The sequence below is a fragment of the Streptomyces sp. NPDC012888 genome, assembly GCF_042900645.1.
Classification (GTDB): domain Bacteria; phylum Actinomycetota; class Actinomycetes; order Streptomycetales; family Streptomycetaceae; genus Streptomyces.
The window spans coordinates 211,201-229,810 of sequence record NZ_JBIBBM010000012.1; the positions used below are offsets into that span (position 1 = coordinate 211,201).

Annotated in this window: 16 protein-coding genes; 11 read left to right on the plus strand and 5 right to left on the minus strand. The window is 73.0% G+C overall.

Annotated features, from left to right (window positions below; all coding sequences use genetic code 11):
* Positions 1-135: 135 nt before the first annotated feature.
* Entirely contained in the window at positions 136-1,020 is an 885-nt protein-coding gene (locus ACFY61_RS22125) for a hypothetical protein (protein WP_389474324.1), read from the plus strand.
* Positions 1,021-1,268: 248 nt separating this feature from the next.
* Entirely contained in the window at positions 1,269-3,023 is a 1,755-nt protein-coding gene (locus tag ACFY61_RS22130; protein WP_389474325.1) for an FG-GAP repeat domain-containing protein, read from the plus strand.
* Positions 3,024-3,083: 60 nt separating this feature from the next.
* Here ACFY61_RS22130 and ACFY61_RS22135 read toward each other — a convergent pair whose 3' ends face one another.
* Entirely contained in the window at positions 3,084-4,112 is a 1,029-nt protein-coding gene (locus ACFY61_RS22135; protein ID WP_389474326.1) for an ArsR/SmtB family transcription factor, read from the minus strand.
* A gap of 172 nt (positions 4,113-4,284) precedes the next feature.
* Between ACFY61_RS22135 and ACFY61_RS22140 the strand changes: the two genes are divergently transcribed.
* A complete protein-coding gene (locus tag ACFY61_RS22140; protein ID WP_389474328.1) occupies positions 4,285-4,662 on the plus strand; it encodes a hypothetical protein in 378 nt (125 codons plus the stop codon).
* Between the two features lie 81 nt (positions 4,663-4,743).
* Here the strand turns inward: ACFY61_RS22140 and ACFY61_RS22145 are convergent, their stop codons facing one another.
* Both ACFY61_RS22145 and fabG read right to left on the minus strand, forming a co-directional pair.
* Positions 4,744-6,150 (minus strand): NAD(P)/FAD-dependent oxidoreductase, encoded by a 1,407-nt coding sequence (locus tag ACFY61_RS22145; protein ID WP_389474329.1) that lies wholly within the window; start codon positions 6,148-6,150, stop codon positions 4,744-4,746.
* 265 nt (positions 6,151-6,415) lie between these two features.
* Entirely contained in the window at positions 6,416-7,210 is a 795-nt protein-coding gene (fabG, locus tag ACFY61_RS22150) for a 3-oxoacyl-ACP reductase FabG (RefSeq protein WP_389474331.1), read from the minus strand.
* Between the two features lie 487 nt (positions 7,211-7,697).
* On the opposite strand from fabG, the gene ACFY61_RS22155 reads away from it, so the two are divergent.
* Positions 7,698-9,374, plus strand: coding sequence for an FG-GAP repeat domain-containing protein (locus tag ACFY61_RS22155; RefSeq protein WP_389474332.1), 1,677 nt, complete (start codon positions 7,698-7,700; stop codon positions 9,372-9,374).
* 154 nt (positions 9,375-9,528) lie between these two features.
* Entirely contained in the window at positions 9,529-11,079 is a 1,551-nt protein-coding gene (locus ACFY61_RS22160; protein WP_389474334.1) for a serine/threonine-protein kinase, read from the plus strand.
* Between the two features lie 29 nt (positions 11,080-11,108).
* Here ACFY61_RS22160 and ACFY61_RS22165 read toward each other — a convergent pair whose 3' ends face one another.
* The gene (locus ACFY61_RS22165; protein WP_389474335.1) at positions 11,109-11,717 is read right to left on the minus strand and encodes a DUF2867 domain-containing protein; all 609 of its coding nucleotides are present in this window, start codon (positions 11,715-11,717) and stop codon (positions 11,109-11,111) included.
* Between the two features lie 95 nt (positions 11,718-11,812).
* Between ACFY61_RS22165 and ACFY61_RS22170 the strand changes: the two genes are divergently transcribed.
* The 3 genes from ACFY61_RS22170 (at position 11,813) to ACFY61_RS22180 (ending at position 13,870) form a co-directional block, all read left to right on the plus strand.
* Complete coding sequence (locus tag ACFY61_RS22170; protein WP_389474337.1) at positions 11,813-12,370, plus strand: TetR/AcrR family transcriptional regulator; 558 nt, start codon at positions 11,813-11,815, stop codon at positions 12,368-12,370.
* Between the two features lie 191 nt (positions 12,371-12,561).
* Positions 12,562-13,302: a class I SAM-dependent methyltransferase gene (locus ACFY61_RS22175; protein WP_389474339.1), complete on the plus strand. Its 741-nt coding sequence runs from the start codon at positions 12,562-12,564 to the stop codon at positions 13,300-13,302.
* A 118-nt stretch (positions 13,303-13,420) separates the two neighbouring features.
* Positions 13,421-13,870: a hypothetical protein gene (locus tag ACFY61_RS22180; protein WP_389474341.1), complete on the plus strand. Its 450-nt coding sequence runs from the start codon at positions 13,421-13,423 to the stop codon at positions 13,868-13,870.
* Between the two features lie 92 nt (positions 13,871-13,962).
* Here the strand turns inward: ACFY61_RS22180 and ACFY61_RS22185 are convergent, their stop codons facing one another.
* On the minus strand, positions 13,963-14,691 hold the full coding sequence (locus ACFY61_RS22185) for a hypothetical protein (protein WP_389474343.1): 729 nt from the start codon (positions 14,689-14,691) through the stop codon (positions 13,963-13,965).
* A 127-nt stretch (positions 14,692-14,818) separates the two neighbouring features.
* On the opposite strand from ACFY61_RS22185, the gene ACFY61_RS22190 reads away from it, so the two are divergent.
* Genes ACFY61_RS22190 through ACFY61_RS22200 form a run of 3 tightly spaced genes read left to right on the plus strand, consistent with a single transcriptional unit; the run spans position 14,819 to position 18,436 of the window.
* A complete protein-coding gene (locus ACFY61_RS22190) occupies positions 14,819-16,063 on the plus strand; it encodes a hypothetical protein (RefSeq protein WP_389474345.1) in 1,245 nt (414 codons plus the stop codon).
* Positions 16,060-17,670, plus strand: coding sequence for a substrate-binding domain-containing protein (locus tag ACFY61_RS22195; RefSeq protein ID WP_389474347.1), 1,611 nt, complete (start codon positions 16,060-16,062; stop codon positions 17,668-17,670). The genes ACFY61_RS22190 and ACFY61_RS22195 overlap by 4 nt, the downstream gene beginning before the upstream one ends.
* On the plus strand, positions 17,654-18,436 hold the full coding sequence (locus tag ACFY61_RS22200) for a hypothetical protein (RefSeq protein ID WP_389474348.1): 783 nt from the start codon (positions 17,654-17,656) through the stop codon (positions 18,434-18,436). Before ACFY61_RS22195 ends, ACFY61_RS22200 begins: the two co-directional genes overlap by 17 nt.
* The last annotated feature ends 174 nt before the right edge of the window (positions 18,437-18,610 follow it).

Sequence of the window (18,610 nt, forward strand, 5' to 3'; positions counted from 1 at the left end):
CGGACCCGACGATTCCACCCCACAAGATCATTAATCTTGCTCATGCAGCCAACGGCCCGAACTCGACGGACTCCACCGCAAGAGACCACGGCATACGGCGCTCCTCACACACCTCCCACGCATCAAGGAGTCGTCATGCGCACCACCCTCCGCGCCACCACCACCGCGGCCCTCGCCCTCGCCCTCGCCGGCGCGGCGATCGCCACCCCCACCGCGGCCTTCGCGGCCTCTGCCCCGGCGCAGGAAGCCTCCCCCGCGCGCACCCTGGTGGTCGCCGAGAAGTGCATCGTGAGCAAGGTCGTCCCGTCCGTGTCCGCCGGCCGGACGGTCAAGCTGACCAACAGCGCCCACACGGGTGCCGTGGCCCAGCTGCGCGACGAGCAGGGCAAGGTCCTGAACACCGTCGACCAGAGCAAGCCGGTCGACCAGGCCGCCGGCCTGCGCATCGACGGTGTGCTGTCCAGCGCTCCCGTCTTCAGGCAGCGCGCCGGGGGCGGCGACGCGCCGTGGACCGCCACCGCGTTCCCGCTGCTGCCGAAGGAGTGCAACACCGCGGGCCGGCTCCACTCCACGACCACGTACGGCGGCCTGACCGTCAAGACCTACAAGGCCGGTCCGCAGGCCTTCAGCTCGCACGTCGTCGAGAACGGCAAGCGCGTCGGCTTCCTGCGCCCGGGACACACCGCGTACCAGGACGTCCGCAAGGTCGGTCAGCGCTACGTGCGCCTCACGATCGACGGCGAGGTCCACAGCTGGACCGGCGCCACCACCACCTCCCCGAAGCTCGGCGTCTACGGGGTCGTGGGCGGCACGAAGGTCCGCCTGGTGAAGAAGGACGGGCTGTACGGCGTGCAGATGACCTCGCGCGGCAGCTGGAGCAACTGGACCTACTTCGCGAAGGGCAAGTCGGTGATCCTCCAGGACGACAACACCATCGTCGTCCTGAACGCGAACGGCACCCTGTCGAACTTCGTCCAGGGCGCCGCCCGGCACACCGCCCCGGTCTGGCAGCACGCCTGACCGGCCGCCGGCCGCCGGCCCGGCGGAGCGTGACGGACCGTGAACGGCGTTCCGTACGCGGCGCACCGCCGGGCGACCGTCCCGTCCCGCGCCACCAACGGCCCACCCCGGCACGGGAGTCGGCGCGACCCGGCCCCTCCTCTGTCAGCGGCACGACGTACGCTGCACGGACGGAAGTGGGGGGCCGTTCACGCACGGACGCGTGTTCCCGGTCACATTCCCCCACGGCTCGTTCCCGAGGGGGGATCTTGACTACACCACAGCGCGGACGCCTGCGCCTGCTGGCGGCCGGTGGCGTACTGGCCCTGGCCGCCGGCGCCCTCGCCGCCGCCCCGAGCACCGCGGCCCCGCAGCACCCCGCGCCCGGCTCCGCCGTGGCGCGGCCCGCGCCCGCCCCGGTCCCGCAGCCGTCCTCCGGTGCCGGAGCGCGGCGCGCCGCCGAGCACCCGACCGTGGTCATGCCCGGACGGGCCGCGCCGTCCGCGCGGGTGGCCGCCGCCGCCAAGCCGCGGCACGACGTCGACGGCGACGGCATCAGTGACATGATCGTCATGGAGTACGACCAGCACACGGCCGTCTACCTGTCGTCGGCCAAGGCGTGGAGCGACTACGCGATCCACAAGACCGACCCCTCGGCCTCGTTCAAGGACCTGCTGCCGGTGGGCGACGTGGGCGGCACGACCAGGCCCGAGCTGCTCTCCCTCTCCTTCGACGGCGTTCTCACGCTCTACGAGGCCGGCCTGAAGTCCACTTCGGCGCCGCTGTGGTCCGGCCGCGGCTGGCAGACGTACAACCGCGTCGTCGCCACCGGCGACATCACCGGGGACCGGCGGCCCGACCTGCTGGCCCGCGACCACACGGGCGGCCTGTACCTGTACACGGGGACGGGCACGGTCGGCAAGCCGTTCGACACGCGGGTCAAGGTCGGATCCGGCTGGGGGATCTACGACCAGCTCGTCGGCGCGAACGACGTCGACGGCGACGGCATCGGCGACGTCTTCACCCGCACCCTGACCGGCGAGCTGTGGTTCCACAAGGGTTCCGGCAGCGCCACCGCGCCGCTCAAGCCCCGCGTGAAGGTCGGCTCCGGCTGGAACACGTACAACATGATCACCGGCTCGGACGACGGTGACGGCGACGGCCTGGGCGACCTGCTCGCCCGGAACCGCGACGGCCTGCAGTACTGGTACAAGTCGGTCGGCGGCGGCCGGTTCGCCGCACGCGCGTACTTCGGCAGCGGCTACGAACGCAACGAGTTCGTCGTCGGCGCGGGCACGACGCAGCTCTACGGCAAGGGTCAGAACCTCATGACCCAGACCAACAACACCCTGGCCAAGTACTACGCCCTGGCCAACGGCGACTACCTGTCGCCCCCGGTCAACGCCGGCACCGAGACGCCCGGGTCCCGCAACACGTACGCCACCGGTCTCAACAGCCACAACCACGCCGGCTACGTGCAGAACATCGGCAGCGACCTGTACATCCGCGGCCAGAAGGTCAGCACGACCTGGAACTACGACATGATGGTCGGCCCCGGCGACCTCACCGGTGACGGCAAGGGCGACCTGATCAGCCGCGACTCCGCCGGCGGCCTGTGGCTGCACCCCGGCGACGGGGCGGTGTACACCAAGCTCGGCGCGCGCATCAAGGTCGGCGCCAACTGGAACATCTACAACGCGGTCGTCGGCGCCGGCGACTACTCGGGCGACGGGCGCCCCGACCTGCTCGCCCGCGACACCTCCGGCCGGCTGTTCCTCTACAAGGGCACGGGCACGTCCACCGCGCCGTTCGCCGCCCGGGAGCAGATCGCGACCGGCTGGGGCATCTACGACATGCTGGTCGTGCCGGGTGACATCGACGGCGACAGCAAGGGCGACGTACTCGCGCGCGTCGCCAACGGCGACATGTACCTGTACACCTCGACGGGCAACGCCGGGACCGGGACGTTCGCCGCCCGGGTGAAGTTCGGCACCGGCTGGAACATCTACAAGAACATGCTCTGAGCTCCGCCGGAACGGCGCGGCGGGGGCGGTGGTCGCCCTGGTGCCGGGCGGCCGCCGCCTTCACCTGGCGGCGGTGGTTGCGAGGAGGGCCAGGCCGGCCGGGCTGATGCTGTGCCGGACGTGCTTGTGGTCGCGGACGACCGACGTCAGCCCGGCCCGGCGCAGCACGGTCGCGTGCTCGCTGGCGCTGGCCAGGGAGGTCCTCGTGTGCGCGGCGAGCTGGGTGGTCGTGCACAGGGCGTGCTCGGCGATCGCGCTGAGCACGGTGGCCCTGGTACGGCCGAGGAGGGCGATCAGGGGCTGGGGGACGGCGGCGCCGTGCGGGGGGCCGGTGGGGTCCGCCCAGATCGTGCTCGCGGCGGCGAGGTCGCGCAACGCGGGGTAGATCAGCAGGATCTGCCGGCCGTGGGGGCGGGCGAAGGGCTGGGGTACCGGGCCGCAGAAGACGGAGGGCGCCAGGACCAGGTCCCGGCCGGCCATGTGTACGTCGGAGCTTTTCTGCCAGGGCCGGTATCCGGGGACTTCGAGCACGGGTGCCCGCCACCGGACCAGCGGCTGGAGGCGGCCGAGGAAGGCGGCCAGGCCGTCGTGGGCGACGAGCTGCCCGAAGAGCACGGCCTCGGCCCGTAAGTGGTGGTGGATCCGGTCCCAGTACGGGGCCACGGCCACCTCGTGGCAGTGCTCCAGCGCCCGGGCCAGCCGATCGGCCGCCTCACGGTCGCGCTCCAGGACCCGGCCCAGCCAGGGGGCGCGGCGCGTCGCCATGCCCGGGTGGAACGTGAACTCCTCGTACAACTGCCGGTGCGGGACGGCGCGCAGGCGGTCCATGGCCTCGTCGATGCCGTCCGCGGGGCCGGTCAGGCTGAACAGGTCGACCATGCCTCCGGGCGGTGCGGGGGCCAGGAAGCGGGCGAGGTCCCGGCCGTCGGCCCGGACGCGGGGGCCGGACCGGGCGCGCCAGTTGCCGAACACGGCCCGGCGGTCGTGCTCCTGCAGGTTACGCAGGGCCAGTTCCGTCTCGGCGAGCGGCCCAAGGCTGGTGATGCGGACCCGGGCCAGGTCGGCGGTGGTGAAGTGAAGGCGAAGCACGAGCCCCCCTCGTACGCGTCGCGCTCACGGACATCGGCGCTGCGATCCTCCCGCCGGCCCTCGCTTCGGGCCAGACCGAAACGAGTCGACGTGCCGGGGGCGGGGCGGCGAGGCTGATCGGGCGGGCGCAGCGCTCGTATTCCCATCACCAGCACCGATCACAGGAGGATCCATGCGTCTTCGCAGCGCCCTCGTCGCGGTGGCCCTCGGGGCAACGGCGGCAGCCGGGGCCGTGGCCGTGCCCGCGCAGGCGGCCCCGGCCGGGGAGTCCGCCGTCACGTGCGGGAACGCGTACTGGCCGCACGAGAACGTGGACAGCGGTTCCGGCAGGGTCACCAAGTCCGGCAGTGCCGCGGTCCACACGGGCCCGTACGGAGCCTGCACCACCGTGGGGTACGTGTCCCAGGACGCCCGCGTCTCCTACGACTGCTACGTGGTGAACGACTACGGCAACAGGTGGACCTGGATCCGCGACGCCGCCGGATCCAGCCTCGGGTGGATCTACGGCGCCTACCTCAGCAACGGCGGCGCCACGACCCGCTGCCCCTGACCGGCCCCCGCCGCACCCGGGCGCCCCGGCCGTCAGGGCCGGGGCGCCCGGTCACGCGGAGCCCGCCGGGAGCCGGGCGCGTCAGTGGTCGGGGCGGTGCAGGCCCAGTCGGGGTCGCAGTGTGAGGCGGAGGCCGCCGACCGACTGGGCGGGCGTGGTGGGCCAGGGGGTCATGCGGCTGGCGCCGTGGCCGCCGAGGCCTGCCCGGCTGTGGCCGGGGAGGGGCTCGCGCAGGGCGGTGAAGAGGTGCGTGAGGGCGTCGCCGCGGGTGTCGTGGAGGTCTTCGACGCCGGTGACGATGTTGAGGAAGGACTCGTGCAGGCGCAGGGGCTTCTGGTCGCGGTGGCTGAGTCGCTGGGCGCGGCGGAAGTGCGCGTCGCGGCCCTGGTGGATGTCGTAGAAGGCGCCGACGAGGACGAGGAGACGTTCGTAGGCGTGGCGGTAGGCGCCCTGGTAGAAGGCGGTGGCCTCGGTTTCGGTGGCGTCGTCGTGGAGGGTGGCGGCGATGGAGGCGGCGGCGAGCAGGCCGCTGTACATGGCGAGGTGGACGCCGGTGGAGAGCAGGGGGTCGAGGAAGCAGGCGGCGTCGCCGGCGGCGAACCAGCCCGGTCCGCAGAACCGTTCGGCCGTGTAGGAGTAGTCGCTCTCCACGCGGAGGCCGGCGGTCCGTACGGCGTCGGCGAGGAGTCGGGCGAGGGCCGGGGTACGGGCCAGCCGGTCCGCGTACAGGGCCTCGGTGGAGCCGAGTTCGTGGCGGGAACGGGCGAAGGAGTGCTTGTCGGTGACCAGGCCGACGCTGAGGGTGCCGTCGTGCAGGGGGATCGCCCAGAACCAGCCGTGGTCCGGCAGGGAGTGCAGGCGGATCGCTCCTTCGGGGGCGCCCGGGGCGGGTTCGGCGCCCTGCCAGTACGTCCAGGTGGCGACGTTGCGGAACGCGTCGTGGAAGCGGCGCGTGCGGAAGTGGCGTGCGGTGAGCAGGCCGGCGCGGCCGGAGGCGTCCACCAGGTGGCGGAAGGACGTGCTGCCCTCGTGGCCGTCCGGTGACGTCCAGGCGGCGGAACGGGCCCGGCCGTCGTGGAAGTCGACCGTGCGGACCGCGGTCTCCTCGTGGACCCGTACGCCCTGCGCCCGGGCGTGGTCGAGGAGCGCGTGGTCGAAGTCGGCGCGGACGACCTGGAAGCTGTAGGGGGCGTCGGGGCCGATGCCGTCGAAGGTGAGGTGCCACTGCTGGCCGCCCCAGTCGTAGTAGGCGCCCTGCTTGCGGACGTAACCGCGGTCTTCGATGGACTGGCGGGCGCCGAGCAGGTCGAGGAGGGGCAGGAGGGAGGGCAGGAGGGACTCCCCGATGTGGTAGCGGGGGAAACGGGCCTTTTCCAGCAGGGTGACGGCGAAGCCCTCGCGGGCCAGCAGGGCGGCCGCGGTGGTGCCGGCCGGGCCGCCGCCGATCACCAGCACGTCCGTTTCCGGGACCGGCCGTTCGTCGTGCATGGGACCTCCTGGGTTCAGGGGCGCGGCATGACGGTGCCAGTGAACAGGGCGGTCCCGGCTTCAGGAAGACCGCCGGAAGATCCGGTCCAGCGGGGAAGTGGGCCGCGGCGTACCGGAGCCGGCGGCGGAGGAGGTGTTCCGGACCCCCGATCGGGACGAATGGCACCCGGCCGCCATGGAGTTCTTCACCTCCACCGACCCGGCCGCGCCGGGGAACCGGACCCTTGGGCGCGTCTGATCCGGGACGGTGGTCGGCCCGGCCCCGTCACGCGCCGGTGGCGGCCAGGGCGTCGAGGGATTCGGGGACGGTCTGGCCGCCGTCGACGGTGAGTGTCTGGCCGGTGATGAACGCGGCCTCGTCGGAGGCGAGGAAGCCCACGGCGTGGGCGACGTCCGTGGTCTCGCCCAGCCTGCCCAGCGGGATGGAGGCCGCCATCCGGCGCAGGTAGTCCTCCCCCAGCTCCTCCAGGCCCTCGGTGCGGACGTTGCCCGGCAGCACGGCGTTGACCGTGATGCCGAGCGGGGCCAGTTCCAGGGCTGCGCCGCGCAGGAATCCGAGCTGGCCGGCCTTGCTGGCCCCGTAGTGGGACCAGCCGGTGTACCCGGTGGTGGGGCCGGTGATGGAGGAGGTGAGGACGATCCGGCCCCGGCCGGCGCGTTCCATGGCGGGCAGGCAGGCGCGGACGGCGAGGATGCAGCCGCGGAGGTTGACCGCCAGGACCTCGTCGACGTCGGCGGCGGTCATCTCGCGGAGCGGCTTCTCGGGGAAGATCCCCGCGTTCGCGCAGAGGACGTCGACGTGTCCGTGGTGCCGCTCGGCCTCGGCGGCCATTTCCTCGACCGCGTGCGGATCGCGGAGGTCCACGGCGCATCCGGCGACGCGTCCGCCGGTGGACCGGGCGAGGCCTGCGGCGACCTGGCGGGCCACCGTCCCGTCCCGCCCGGTCAGGAGGACGGCCGCGCCGCGGCGGGCGAAGAGTTCGGCGATGCCCCGTCCGATGCCGCGCGTTCCGCCGGTGACGACGACGGACCGGTCCTGCCAGGGGGTGGTGCGGTGCATGGCTCGCCTGCCTCGTGGTACGGGCCGTGTCAACGCGGCCGGGCGCGGCCGCGGCCGCTCACCGTAGCCGAAGCGCCTGCGGGGGTGGCCGGCGAGCGGATGCGTCCCCAGGCGGTGGGGAGCGGGCCCGGCGCAGGTGGGGCGGGGTGCACCCTGTCGCCGGGCGTCTGCGGCGGGCGGGTCCCGGTTCACCTGGACGGGCGGCGGCCGGCTCGGGGACCGGGGCACCCGGACCGGAACCGGGAGGACGGGCCTGCCCTCCGGGCCGTGGTCCACGGGCCGCGGACCACGCGGGCGTAGGGCGAAAGGGCGAAAGGTTGTACGGGGAACGTCTTTTTTTCTGGAGATCAGGAGGGATAGCCTCCACTACGTTGCGCGGGGCTCCCCGCGCCGGCACGCCTCTGCGGCGGCGTCCGGGCAGCGTCGGTGGTACGACCGTCCGGCCGTCGCCAGTGTCACGAGACCGCACACCGTCCCAGGAGGGACCTTGACTTTCCTGCCCATCCGGCGCACCGACCGGGTGGCCGCATGCACGGCCCTCGCCCTCAGCGCCGGACTCGTGTCGGCTGTCCCCGCGATCGCCGCGGAGTCTCCTCAGCCTTCCGCCCAGTCCACCGTCCGGGCCAAGGCCCGCTTCGACCTCGACGGTGACGGCCGCAGCGAGCGGCTGACCCGCTCGGCCGTGACCGGGAAGCTGACGGTCGTCGCGTCCGGCACGGGCACCGCCTCGGCGTTCACCATCGGCGCCGACGACCTGCGCGGTGCCTCCGCCAAGGAGATCCTGCCGGCGGACAACCTGTGGGGCACCGCGGCCCCGGACCTGCTGACGCTGCACTCCGACGGCACGCTCAACCTGCACGCCACCGTGAGCCCCACCGCCACCGACAAGGCGCTGGTGTGGCAAGGAAGCGGATGGCAGATCTACAACAAGGTCCTCGCCCCCGGTGATCTGACCCGGGACGGCCGCCAGGACCTGCTGGCCCGGACGCCCGACGGCTCCCTCTACCTGTACGCCGGCAAGGGAACCGTCGACTCCGCCGGCCCGTTCAAGACGCGCGTCAAGGTCGGCGGCGGCTGGAACATCTACGACCAGATCGTCGCCACCAACGACCTCGACGGCGACACCGTCGCCGACCTGGTGGCGAAGACCCTCGCCGGCGACCTGTACTTCTACAAGGGCACCGGTTCCGCCACCGCCCCGTTCCAGACCCGCGTCAAGGTCGGCAGCGGCTGGAACATCTACAACCAGATCATCGGCACCGACGACGTCAACGACGACGGCAAGGCCGACCTGACGGCCCGTGCCCACTCCGGCGCGTACTACAAGTACCTCTCGGTCGGCGGCGGCAAGTTCGCCACCCGTTCCTACGAGCGCGGCGGCGGTCAGTACACCGCCCAGCACGTCAACCAGGGAGGTGTCCCCGACTACGGCAAGCACGGCCTGTTCACCGTCGACAAGGCGGGCACCGCGTCCAACCACGCCACCCTGGCCAACGGCACCCTGGCCGCGGCCAAGCAGTACGGGACCGCCGGCTCGTACGGGTACCACTGGAGCATGGGCAACGGATCGGCCCTCGACCAGACCGACCGCGCCAACCTGCTGGTCGCCACCAACCCGGGCTTCGTCAGCGAGCGCGACGGGGTGGGCCACATGATCTCCTCCAGCGGGGCCTTCTACCAGTACTACGAGAGGGTCGCTCCCGGCGACGTCACCGGTGACGGCAAGGGCGACGTCCTGGGCCTGGACGGCTGGGGCAACCTGTTCCTCCACGCGGGCGTGAAGGGCGGATCCGGGCCCCAGGTGGGAGCCGCGGTGAAGGTCGGCACCGGCTGGCCGCTGGACAAGCTGACCGGTGCCGGTGACGTCACCGGCGACGGCCGTCCCGACCTGATCTCCCGCGACGGCGACCGCCTCTACGTCCACCCCGGCACCGGCTCGGCCGCCGCCCCCTTCGCCGCCCGCGTCCTGGTCGGCGCCGGCTGGGGCGTGTACGCGCACCTCGCGGCCCCGGGTGACATCAACGGCGACGGCCGCGCCGACCTGGTCGCCGTCACCACCGCCGGCGACGTCTACCGCTACACCGCCACCGGCCTGAGCGGCACGTCCACGTTCGCGGCGCGCACGAAGATCGCGACGGGCTGGCTGTACGACCACGTCAGCTGACGTCCCGGCCGACAGGGCAGGGTGGTGCTCCGGCACCGCCCTGCCCTCTTCGTTCCGGTCGCGGAGCACCGGCGGCGCCAACTGGGCGGTGTGGGCGGGCACATGGGCCGGGTCGGCGTTCGCACGGCCAGGCGCGGTGGGTTAGGTTCCCGTCGTGACTGACGATCGCGGACGACTGCTGGCCGGCCGGTACCGGCTTGCCGAACTGCTCGGCCAGGGCGGCATGGGGACCGTCTGGCGGGCCCACGACGAGCAACTCGGCCGGGAGGTCGCCCTCAAGGAGCTCCGGCTCCCCGGCGAGCTCGACGCCTCCCGGCGGGAGGCGTGGATCGGCCGCCTGGACCGCGAGGCGCGCGCGGCCGCCAGGCTGAAGCACCCGGGGGTCATCACCGTCCACGACCGGATAGCGGGCGACGACGGCCGCCCGTGGATCGTGATGGAACTCGTCGACGGGCGCTCCCTGGACGACGTGATCAAGCAGGACGGTCCGCTTCCGCCGGCCCGCGTGGCCAGGATCGGCCGGCAGATCCTGGAGGCGTTGCGCGCCGTGCACGCCACGGGCGTCACCCACCGGGACATCAAGCCCGCCAACGTGCTGCTCGAAGGCGACCGGGTGGTGCTGACCGACTTCGGGATCGCCGCCGTGGAGGGCGAGCCCGGTCTGACCCGGTCGGGGGCCCTCATGGGCACCCCGGTCTACATGTCCCCCGAGCAGGTGCGCGGTCTCCCGGCGACCGCCGAATCGGACCTGTGGTCCCTGGGTGCGACGCTGTTCACGGCGGTGGAGGGACACCCTCCGTTCGGCGGTTCGGGTTCCGGTTCCGGTTCGTGGGCGGTCTTCGTCGCCGTCGCCACGGAGGAGCCCGCCGCCGCCGTCCGCGCCGGGGAGCTGGCCCCCGTGCTGGCGGGCCTCCTCCGCAAGGATCCGGCGCAGCGCCTCACCGCCGAGCAGGCGTACGAGATGCTCGCCGGGCCGGCGGGCGAAGCGGAGCCCGCCGGGCCGGACGCCGCGCCGACGTCCGCGTCCACGCTGCGGCTGGGCGCCGGGCCCGCGACGGGACGGCCGACCCCGGCGGGGCCCGGTCCCGCGCGTGGCGGCCGGCGGCGGGGGTTATGGCTGGGGGTGCCGGCGGCGGCCGTCGTGGCCGCCCTGCTCGCGATGCCGTGGTGGTTGCCGGAGTCCGGTTCCGGTGGCGGCGACGGGGGCCGCAGCGGTGCGACCGGCTCGACGGCGCCCACCCGGCACTCCCCGTCCGGGTCCCCGTCCCCGTCCCCGTCCCCCTTCCCGTCCTCGTCCCCGTCCACCGCGGCACCCGTCACGGCCGGTCCGTCCGTCCCCGAACGCAGCGCCGGCCGCACCCCCTCCCCCACGCACACGCCGCTCGACCGCCAGGCCGTCGAGCGGGTCTTCGCGCTCTACATGAACGGTCTGGCCGACCACGACATGACCTCGCTGCGCCGGGGCACCTGCCCGCGGCTGCGCTCGGGACTGCTCGGGTTCGCCCTCAACGGCTACTTCGTGCACCGCTGGGAACTCCAGCCCTACGAGATCCCCGCGGACATGGACGAGCTCAGCGTGGAAGCGAAGATCACCCGACGGGACCCCGAGACCGGGGAACTCGCGGGCGACGTCCTCAACCAGTGGATCATCGAACGGGACGCGGACCAGCAGTACTACGTGTGCGGCTGGCTCAACGAGGAGTGACCCGCCCGGTCCTGACAGGCGACGGTGCGTCAGCCCGCGGTGCGTCGCGCCGCGTTCTCCTGCCACTCGCGGCCGATCGACCGCATCAGGGCCGGGTACACGCCCAGGTAGCGGAAGGGTTTGATGCCGAGCATGTACAGGGACCCGAGGCGGCCGTTGGGCTTGACCAGGACGGCCATCTGGCCGCGGTAGCCGCCGCTCCCGTCCGGTACCCAGCCGATGTGCATCACCCCGTGCATGGTCTTGTTGGCGTACTCCGCGGCCCACTCCCGGTCCGTCTGGAAGACCGACGTGAAGGGCGCCGCGCTGACGTCCGGGCCCCGCGGGCCGTCGCGGAGGTCGTCCGGGAGCCGGTCGCGCAGCGTCGCGACCCGGCCGCCGAGGCCGCCGTCCGGGCCGTCCCAGCCCAGGAGCGCGCCGAGCTTCCAGCGCACCGCGAACAGGAAGCGGCCCACGAGGTTGCCGCCGTCGGGGCCGCCCTCGCCCTCCGCCATCTGCCGGACCAGGTGCCGCAGGTCGTCGGGGCCGCCCGGGGTGGGCAGCGCCCACAGGTCCTCGAGCCGGAAGTCCGGGGCCAGTTCGTGGATCCGCCAGGGGCGGGACGTGTGGTCGGTGGCGGGGAGGCGCAGGCCGTTCATCACGGACTCCGATCTATACGGTGGCGTATAGACGGATCATAGCCCCGGATATACGGCTCCGTATACTGGCCCCCTGATGTGAGGAGGAATACCGCATGGGGACGATCCGTACGCCGCGGGACAGGTGGATCGACGAGGGGCTGCGCGCGCTCGCCCGCGGCGGCCCCGAGGCCGTCCGCGTCGAGGTGCTCGCCCAGCGACTCGGCGTCACCAAGGGCGGTTTCTACGGGTACTTCCGCAACCGGGCGGCCCTGCTGGAGGAGATGCTCGACACCTGGGAGCGCGGGGTCGCCCAGGACGTCATCGAGCGGATCGAACGGGACGGGGGCGACGCCCGGGAGCGGCTCGGACGTCTCTTCGACTTCGTCGGGTCGGCCGAGACGCCCGTGACCGATGCCGGGGTCGAGCTGGCCGTCCGGGACTGGGCGCGGCGTGACGAAGGCGTGGCCGACCGGCTCCGCCGCGCCGACAACCGCCGCATGGACTACCTGCGCCGGCTCTACGGGGCCTTCTGCCCCGACGAGGGCGATGTCGAGGCGCGCTGCCTGATCACCTTCTCCCTGCGCATCGGCGACCACCTGATCGCGGCCGACAACGGCCCGCGCAGCCGCGCGGACGTCCTCGCCGCGGTGAGGGAGCGGTTGCTGGCCTGAGCGTCCGCCTCCACCCGGCGCCGGGCCGGCCCGGGCCGCCCCCGACAACGCCGGGAGATCTCCATACATCGCGGGCGGCCGGTTTTCGTGCCTTCCACCAGTACGAACTCGGTTTGATCAAGGAAGAGACTTCCCCCAAGGGCCGCGGCTCATCGTGAGGGCCGACGCCACAAATCGAGGAGAACACCACGATGAGTGGTCAGTTGTACGACGGCATCGGTGAAGCCTTCGAGGGCTTCAAGACCCTGCCCGTCATCCGCTACGCCGAAGTCCCGGGCTTCCTCGCCCTGGTCGGCGACGTCACCGGCAAGTCGGTGCTCGACATCGCCTGCGGTACCGGCTTCTACAGCCGCGAGCTCAAGCGCCGGGGCGCCTCCCGCGTCCTCGGGTTCGACATCTCCCCTGCGATGGTCGAAGCCGCCGCCGCCGGCGAGCAGGCGGAGCCCCTCGGCATCGACTACGAGGTCGGCGACACCGCCACGCTGCGGACCTTCGACGAGCCGTTCGACGTCGCCGTGGCCGTCCAGGCGTTCAACTACGCGAAGGACGTGGCCGAGATCGAGCAGATGATGCGCAACATCCGCCGCAGCCTCGTCGACGGCGGCTCGTTCTTCCTCTTCGCGCAGGAGCCGGACTACGACTTCGGCGGCCCGTCGCTGGCCAAGTACGGGTTCCTGCTCGAATCCACCGGCAAGGACAACGAGATCGGCACGGGGATCCGGCTGACGGCCCTGCTGGAACCGCCGGTGTCCTTCGAGGCGACCACGCCGTCGAGGAAGACGTACGAGCAGACGCTGACGGCGGCCGGGTTCACCGGGATCGAGTGGGTCCCGCTGGGCGTCTCCCAGGCCGGCGTGGAGGAGTTCGGCGAGGCGTTCTGGGAGGAGTACCACGCGAACCCGCCGCTGACGATGATCCGCTGCACCGCCTGAGCGACGGGCCCTGTTCCCGGACCGGCTGCTGAGACGGGACCGCCCGGGTCGGTTCCGCGGGCCGACGGCGGGTAGCCGAACGGTGCAGGCAGCCGCCGACCGGAGACAGGGAGAAGCAATGATCACTCAGGAGCAGCTGACGGCCACGGCCGGGATCGCGGCGTTCACGGACCAGGGTCAGCGCCTGGGCTCGGTCGAGTACGTCCTGGTGGACGACACCACCGGCAGGCCCGAGTGGGCCCGCGTCACCGACCCGGCCTCCGGCCTGGGCGGTGTCTTCGTCCCGCTGCGGCACGCGCTGCTGGACGGGCACCGCCTCACCCTGCCGTACGCCGTCTCGCTGATCGAGCGGGCTCCGTGCGCGGCGCTGGACTGCGGCAGCGTCCTGTCGGTGCAGGAGGAGCAGCGGCTGTTCGCCCACTACGGGCTGCGGTCGGCGCGGGACGAGGTCAACGCGGAGAGCGGCTCGGGCTGGGCCGGGATGGACCGGGCCGCCGCCATCAAGGAGGGCACGGCGGGCCGGGAGGCCCAGGCCTCCCGGCTCCGGACGGTGCGGCCCGGGCGCTGAGCAGCCGCACCGGCCACCGCCGCACCGCCCACCGCCGCACCGGCCCACCGCCCAGTGCCCGGTGCTCACCGCCGCACCGCCCGGTGCCACCGTCACGGCCCCGGGCGCGCGGCACCGGCGCCGGGTTCCCGTTCCGGGAGGTAGGGGCCGAAGTGGTCGGCCACGAGCTCCGCGATCGCGTCCGCGTCGCGGGACCCGTCGATCTCGATCACGCGGATGCCGAGCCGGTGGGCCGTGCGGACGGCGTCCTCGGCGACGAGCCGGTCCCGGGCCAGTCGGTTGGCCTGCGCCCGGGCGGGGTCGCTGAAGGGGTGTCCGAGCGAGGCGGCCCGGGGCAGTTCGCGGGCCTGCCGTTCGCGGAAGCCGGGCGTGGGCACCATCACGATCATCCGGCGCGGCGAATCTGCGACGGGCGCGACGAGCTCCGGCCGGAGCCCCCAGCCCTCGGCGATGACCGGCCGGCCGGAGACGAGTGCGCGCAGGTCGTCGAGGGCCCACTGGAACCGCACCGGGAAGCCGGCCAGTGTCCCGGCGGCCATCCGTTCCGGGGTGGTGTGGACCCACACCTCGTCCGGGTCGGGCTCGGTGACGGGCTCGCCGAGGGCGAGGCGGCGGGCGATCCTGCGGTCGTTGTGAGCGCGGGCGTCGTGGTAGTCGTAGTGGTACGCGGTGACGCCGTACCGGACGGCCAGCAGCCGGGCGACGGTCGACTTGCCGGCCCATTGGCCGCCGCCGATCCACAGCGCGCGGCGCAGCGTGCCGAAGGGGTCCCAGACCTCGCCTTCGGCGGATGAGCCGTGCGTCCGGTCGTTTTGCGCCATGTTCGAACTCCCTTCGGGTGTACGCCAGTTGTTAACCCGGGATTCGCCGGTGCGTGCGTGAATGGCCGGCCGGGTGGTGCATGGTGCCACCCTCAGGGTGGGGCACGCGAACGGCTGGGGGGCTGGCGTGGTCGTCGGGGAAAGACCTGTCGTCGAGGAGCCGCGCCTCGTCGTCCGCGGACGGGCGTCCGGCGCGTGGTCGCGGCGCGGCCTGCTGCTGTTCTTCCTGCCCGCGCTGGCCACCCTCCTGACGGGGCTCACGGCGCTCGCCGTGTCGGGCAACCTGCTGCTGCCCTTCGAACGGATCCTCGTCCTCGAAGGGAAGATGGCCTCCAAACGGGACTTCTTCGAGGACGAGGAGGTCCAGCGCATCCTGCTGAGGCACCGCATCAAGGTCCACATCACCAGTACCGGCTCGCGCGAGGTCGCCCTGCGCGACCTCGCCGCCTTCGACTTCGTCTTCCCCTCCGGCCAGCCGGCCGGCGATCTGATCACCGGAATGCGTTCGACGGCCGGGCAGTACGCCAAGGTCCACCGCCCCTTCGTGAGCCCCATCGTGCTGGCGACCTACCGGCAGTACGCCGAGACCCTGCACGACGCGGGCATCGCCACCCCGCTGCCCGCCGAGGGCCCGGACCAGCCGCTCTACTACTCCCTCGACATGCGGAAGTTCCTGGAGACCATCGACCGGGGCCGGCGCTGGAGCGACCTCGGCATCGAGCGGCACGGGATCTCCAACGACAACCGGGTCTTCGCCCAGAGCCCCGACGTGTGCGGCTCCAACTCGGCCGGGACCTATCTGGCGCTGGTCTCCTACACCTGGCGCGGCAACGGCCCCGAGGTGCCCTCCACCGAGCAGGAGGCGAGCGGCCGCGCGCGGTCCATCCGGCACCTCATGGAACAGGGCCTGCCGGCCGCCGACGTGTTCAAGACGTACGTGTCGCCGGAGGGCAAGGGGATCGCGCCGGTGGTCGTGGCGTACGAGCACCAGTACCTGAGCTACCAGGTGCGGTACCGCGCCAAGTCCGAACGGCTCGACTCCGAGCGCGTGCTGCTCTACCCCTCGACCCAGTTCGTGACGCAGCCGCAGTTCATCGCCCTCAACGGCGAGGGCGAGCGGCTCGGTGAGCTCGTGGTCGGCGACCCGGCGCTGCGCCGGCGCGCGATGGAGCTGGGCTTCCGGATCCTCGACCCGGCCGGAGAGGTGGCCGGCGACCAGCTGTCGGACTTCCTGACGGAGCGGAGGGTCCCGGTCCCGGCGCTGCGGAGCAGCGACACCCGCTCCCCCATTCCCCGCATCCGCTTCCTGGAGCAGATGATCTCCGCCATCGGCGACTGCCCTCCCGCGCAGCTCCCGGACGCGGCCCGGTGACCGCGCGCGGCACCCCGGGCCGGCACCGCGGCAGGCTCCTGACCGCCGTCACGCTGGCGTGCCTGTGGCTGCTGGCCACCCTGCCCGGCTGCTCCCCGGGCAGCGGCGACCCGGTGACCCTGCGGGTCCTGGCGAGCTCCGAACTGGCCGACGTGGAGCCCCTGTTCGAGGACCTGCGGCGGGACACCGGCATCACGCTGACGATGGACTACCGGGGCACGGTCGAGGCCGCGGCCTCCCTGGCGTCCGGCCGCTACGGGCACGACGTGGCCTGGCTGTCCTCCTCCCGCCCCTTCCAGCTCCTGCTCAGGCAGAACGGACGGCAGGTGGACGGCCCGCTGTCGACGAGCACGATGCGCTCCCCCGTCGTCGTCGGCATGAAGCCCGAGGTGGCGCAGCGGCTGCGACGGGCGACCCCCGACGGGCGGCTGTCGTGGGCGGACGTGGCGGACGCCGCGGCGGCCGGGACGCTCAGGTACGCCATGGCCGACCCCCGCAGGTCGAACAGCGGACTCTCCGCGCTGGTGGGCGTCGCGACCGCCGCCGCGGGCACGGGCAGGGCACTGCGGCCCGAGGACGTCTCCTGCGACCGGCTGCGCGGCTTCTTCGCCGGACACGCGCTGGCCGAGGACTCCTCCGGCCGGCTCGGCGACGCGTACGCGCGGGACGAGGCCCGGCTCGACGCGCTGATCACGTACGAGTCCGAGCTGCTCTCCCTCAACCGCTCGGGCGGGCTGCGCACGCCCCTGGAGATCGTCTACCCGAAGGACGGCATCGTGCTGTCCGACTACCCGCTCATGCTGCTGGACCCGGCCAAGCGGGACGCGTACGACCGGCTGGCGGCCTGGCTGCGGAGCGGAGCGGTGCAGCAGAAGATCATGGAGCGTACGCTGCGCCGGCCGGTCGAACCCGACGTCCCCCGCGTCCCCGGCCTGCGCGCCCCGCTCGGGAACGCGCTGTACTTCCCCGACAGCCAGGCGGTCGTCGACCGCCTGCTGGCCGACTACGGCAGCGCGAAGGGAGGCGGGCCGACCCGGGTGGTCTTCCTGCTCGACTTCTCCGGGTCCATGCGCGGCGAACGGATCGCGAACCTGCGCGCCACGATGGCCGGGCTGAGCGGTGCTGACGACTCCGGTTCCGGCAAGTTCGTCCGGTTCCACGTGGGCGAGACGGTGACGGTGGTGCGGTTCGGCGGCCGCGTACTGGACGAGCGCAGCGTGACGTACAGGGGTGAGGACGACCTGGAGCGGCTGCGGGGCATGGTCGCCGGCGACGGCTTCGACACCAGCACCGCCGTGTGGTCGGCCCTCGACCACGCCTACCGCGGGGCCGCCGACGCGGTGGCGAGGGACCCGGGGCAGCGCATCTCGATCGTGCTGATGACGGACGGGGAGAACAACGCCGGGATCGGCCTCGACACCTTCCTCGCCCGGTACGCCGCCCTGCCGCCGGCCGCCCGCGCGGTCCGCACGTACACCGTCCGGTACGGCGAGGCCGACGCGCGGGAACTCGACCGGGCCGCCAGGGCGACCGGCGGGCGCATGGCCGATGCCACCGGGCAGTCCCTCATCGACGCGTTCAAGGAGATCCGTGGGTGTCACGAGTGAAGCGTGGTGGGCCGTGTGGTGGGCCTGGATGCTGCTGTGGACGGCGACCTTCGCCGGCTTCGCGGCGCTGCTGACGGTGGCGCTGCTGCGGGTGGTGCGCGCCCGCCGGGCCGCCGCCGGGGACATCACGGACGGCATCTGCTTCTACCTGCACGACAAGACGGTCATGGACCACTACCAGATGAGCGGTTACACGGCCGCCCTGCGCAAGGAGGTCGAGCAGCGCACCAGCAAGGGCAAGGACGGCACGGTGCGCGCGAAGGTGTTCGGGGTCGGCGCGGACGGCGGCCACAAGGAGAACAAGGAGATCGTCAGCCGCTACATGGAGGTCGCGGAACCGATCTCGGTGATCGGCGTGATCATGAAGGTCCTGGAGGACAAGCACGTCATCGTCCGCGTCGACCTGCCGAGCCGGTCCGTCACCCGCAGCACCGCGCTGCTGCGGACGGCCTCCGCCGCACAGGGCTCCGTCCGGCTGGGCGACGTCGAGGGCTTCGTCCTGATCCGGGGCCGCTTCCGGGCAGCGGCGGCGGGAGCGGGAGGGGCGGGAGGGACGGAGGGGACCGACGCCATCGTGTTCGTGGCCCCCTACGGGGACGCGGCCGACCCGGCCCGGGGCCCCCGCGTCCGGGTGACGTGTGCGACGGAGGGGCTGCGGATCCAGGTCCCGCAGGGCACGTTCTCGGCGCACTGCCTGGGCAAGGTGCAGGAGTGGAAGCCGGACGAAGCGCTGCTGGAGGTGCAGGCCATGGCGATCTTCCAGTAGGCGCGGTCGCCGGTACGGCTCGAAGGCCCCGGTGGCCGGCCTCGGAGGCCGGCCACCGGGGCCTTCGTGTGTCCGCGTGCGCGTGCTGCGCTGGGTCCGCTGGTTTAGTACCAGTGGTTGGCCTGCCAGAAGTTCCAGGCCTCGACCGGGGAGCCGTAGCGCTCGTTCATGTAG

Excerpts from the sequence above, each read along its gene's own strand:
- ACFY61_RS22145 (WP_389474329.1), bottom strand. The coding sequence starts at position 6,150 with ATGCACGACGAACGGCCGGTCCCGGAAACGGACGTGCTGGTGATCGGC.
- ACFY61_RS22180 (WP_389474341.1), top strand. The coding sequence starts at position 13,421 with ATGATCACTCAGGAGCAGCTGACGGCCACGGCCGGGATCGCGGCGTTC.
- ACFY61_RS22170 (WP_389474337.1), top strand. The coding sequence starts at position 11,813 with ATGGGGACGATCCGTACGCCGCGGGACAGGTGGATCGACGAGGGGCTG.
- ACFY61_RS22165 (WP_389474335.1), bottom strand. The coding sequence starts at position 11,717 with ATGAACGGCCTGCGCCTCCCCGCCACCGACCACACGTCCCGCCCCTGG.
- ACFY61_RS22140 (WP_389474328.1), top strand. The coding sequence starts at position 4,285 with ATGCGTCTTCGCAGCGCCCTCGTCGCGGTGGCCCTCGGGGCAACGGCG.
- ACFY61_RS22125 (WP_389474324.1), top strand. The coding sequence starts at position 136 with ATGCGCACCACCCTCCGCGCCACCACCACCGCGGCCCTCGCCCTCGCC.
- fabG (WP_389474331.1), bottom strand. The coding sequence starts at position 7,210 with ATGCACCGCACCACCCCCTGGCAGGACCGGTCCGTCGTCGTCACCGGC.
- ACFY61_RS22175 (WP_389474339.1), top strand. The coding sequence starts at position 12,562 with ATGAGTGGTCAGTTGTACGACGGCATCGGTGAAGCCTTCGAGGGCTTC.
- ACFY61_RS22185 (WP_389474343.1), bottom strand. The coding sequence starts at position 14,691 with ATGGCGCAAAACGACCGGACGCACGGCTCATCCGCCGAAGGCGAGGTC.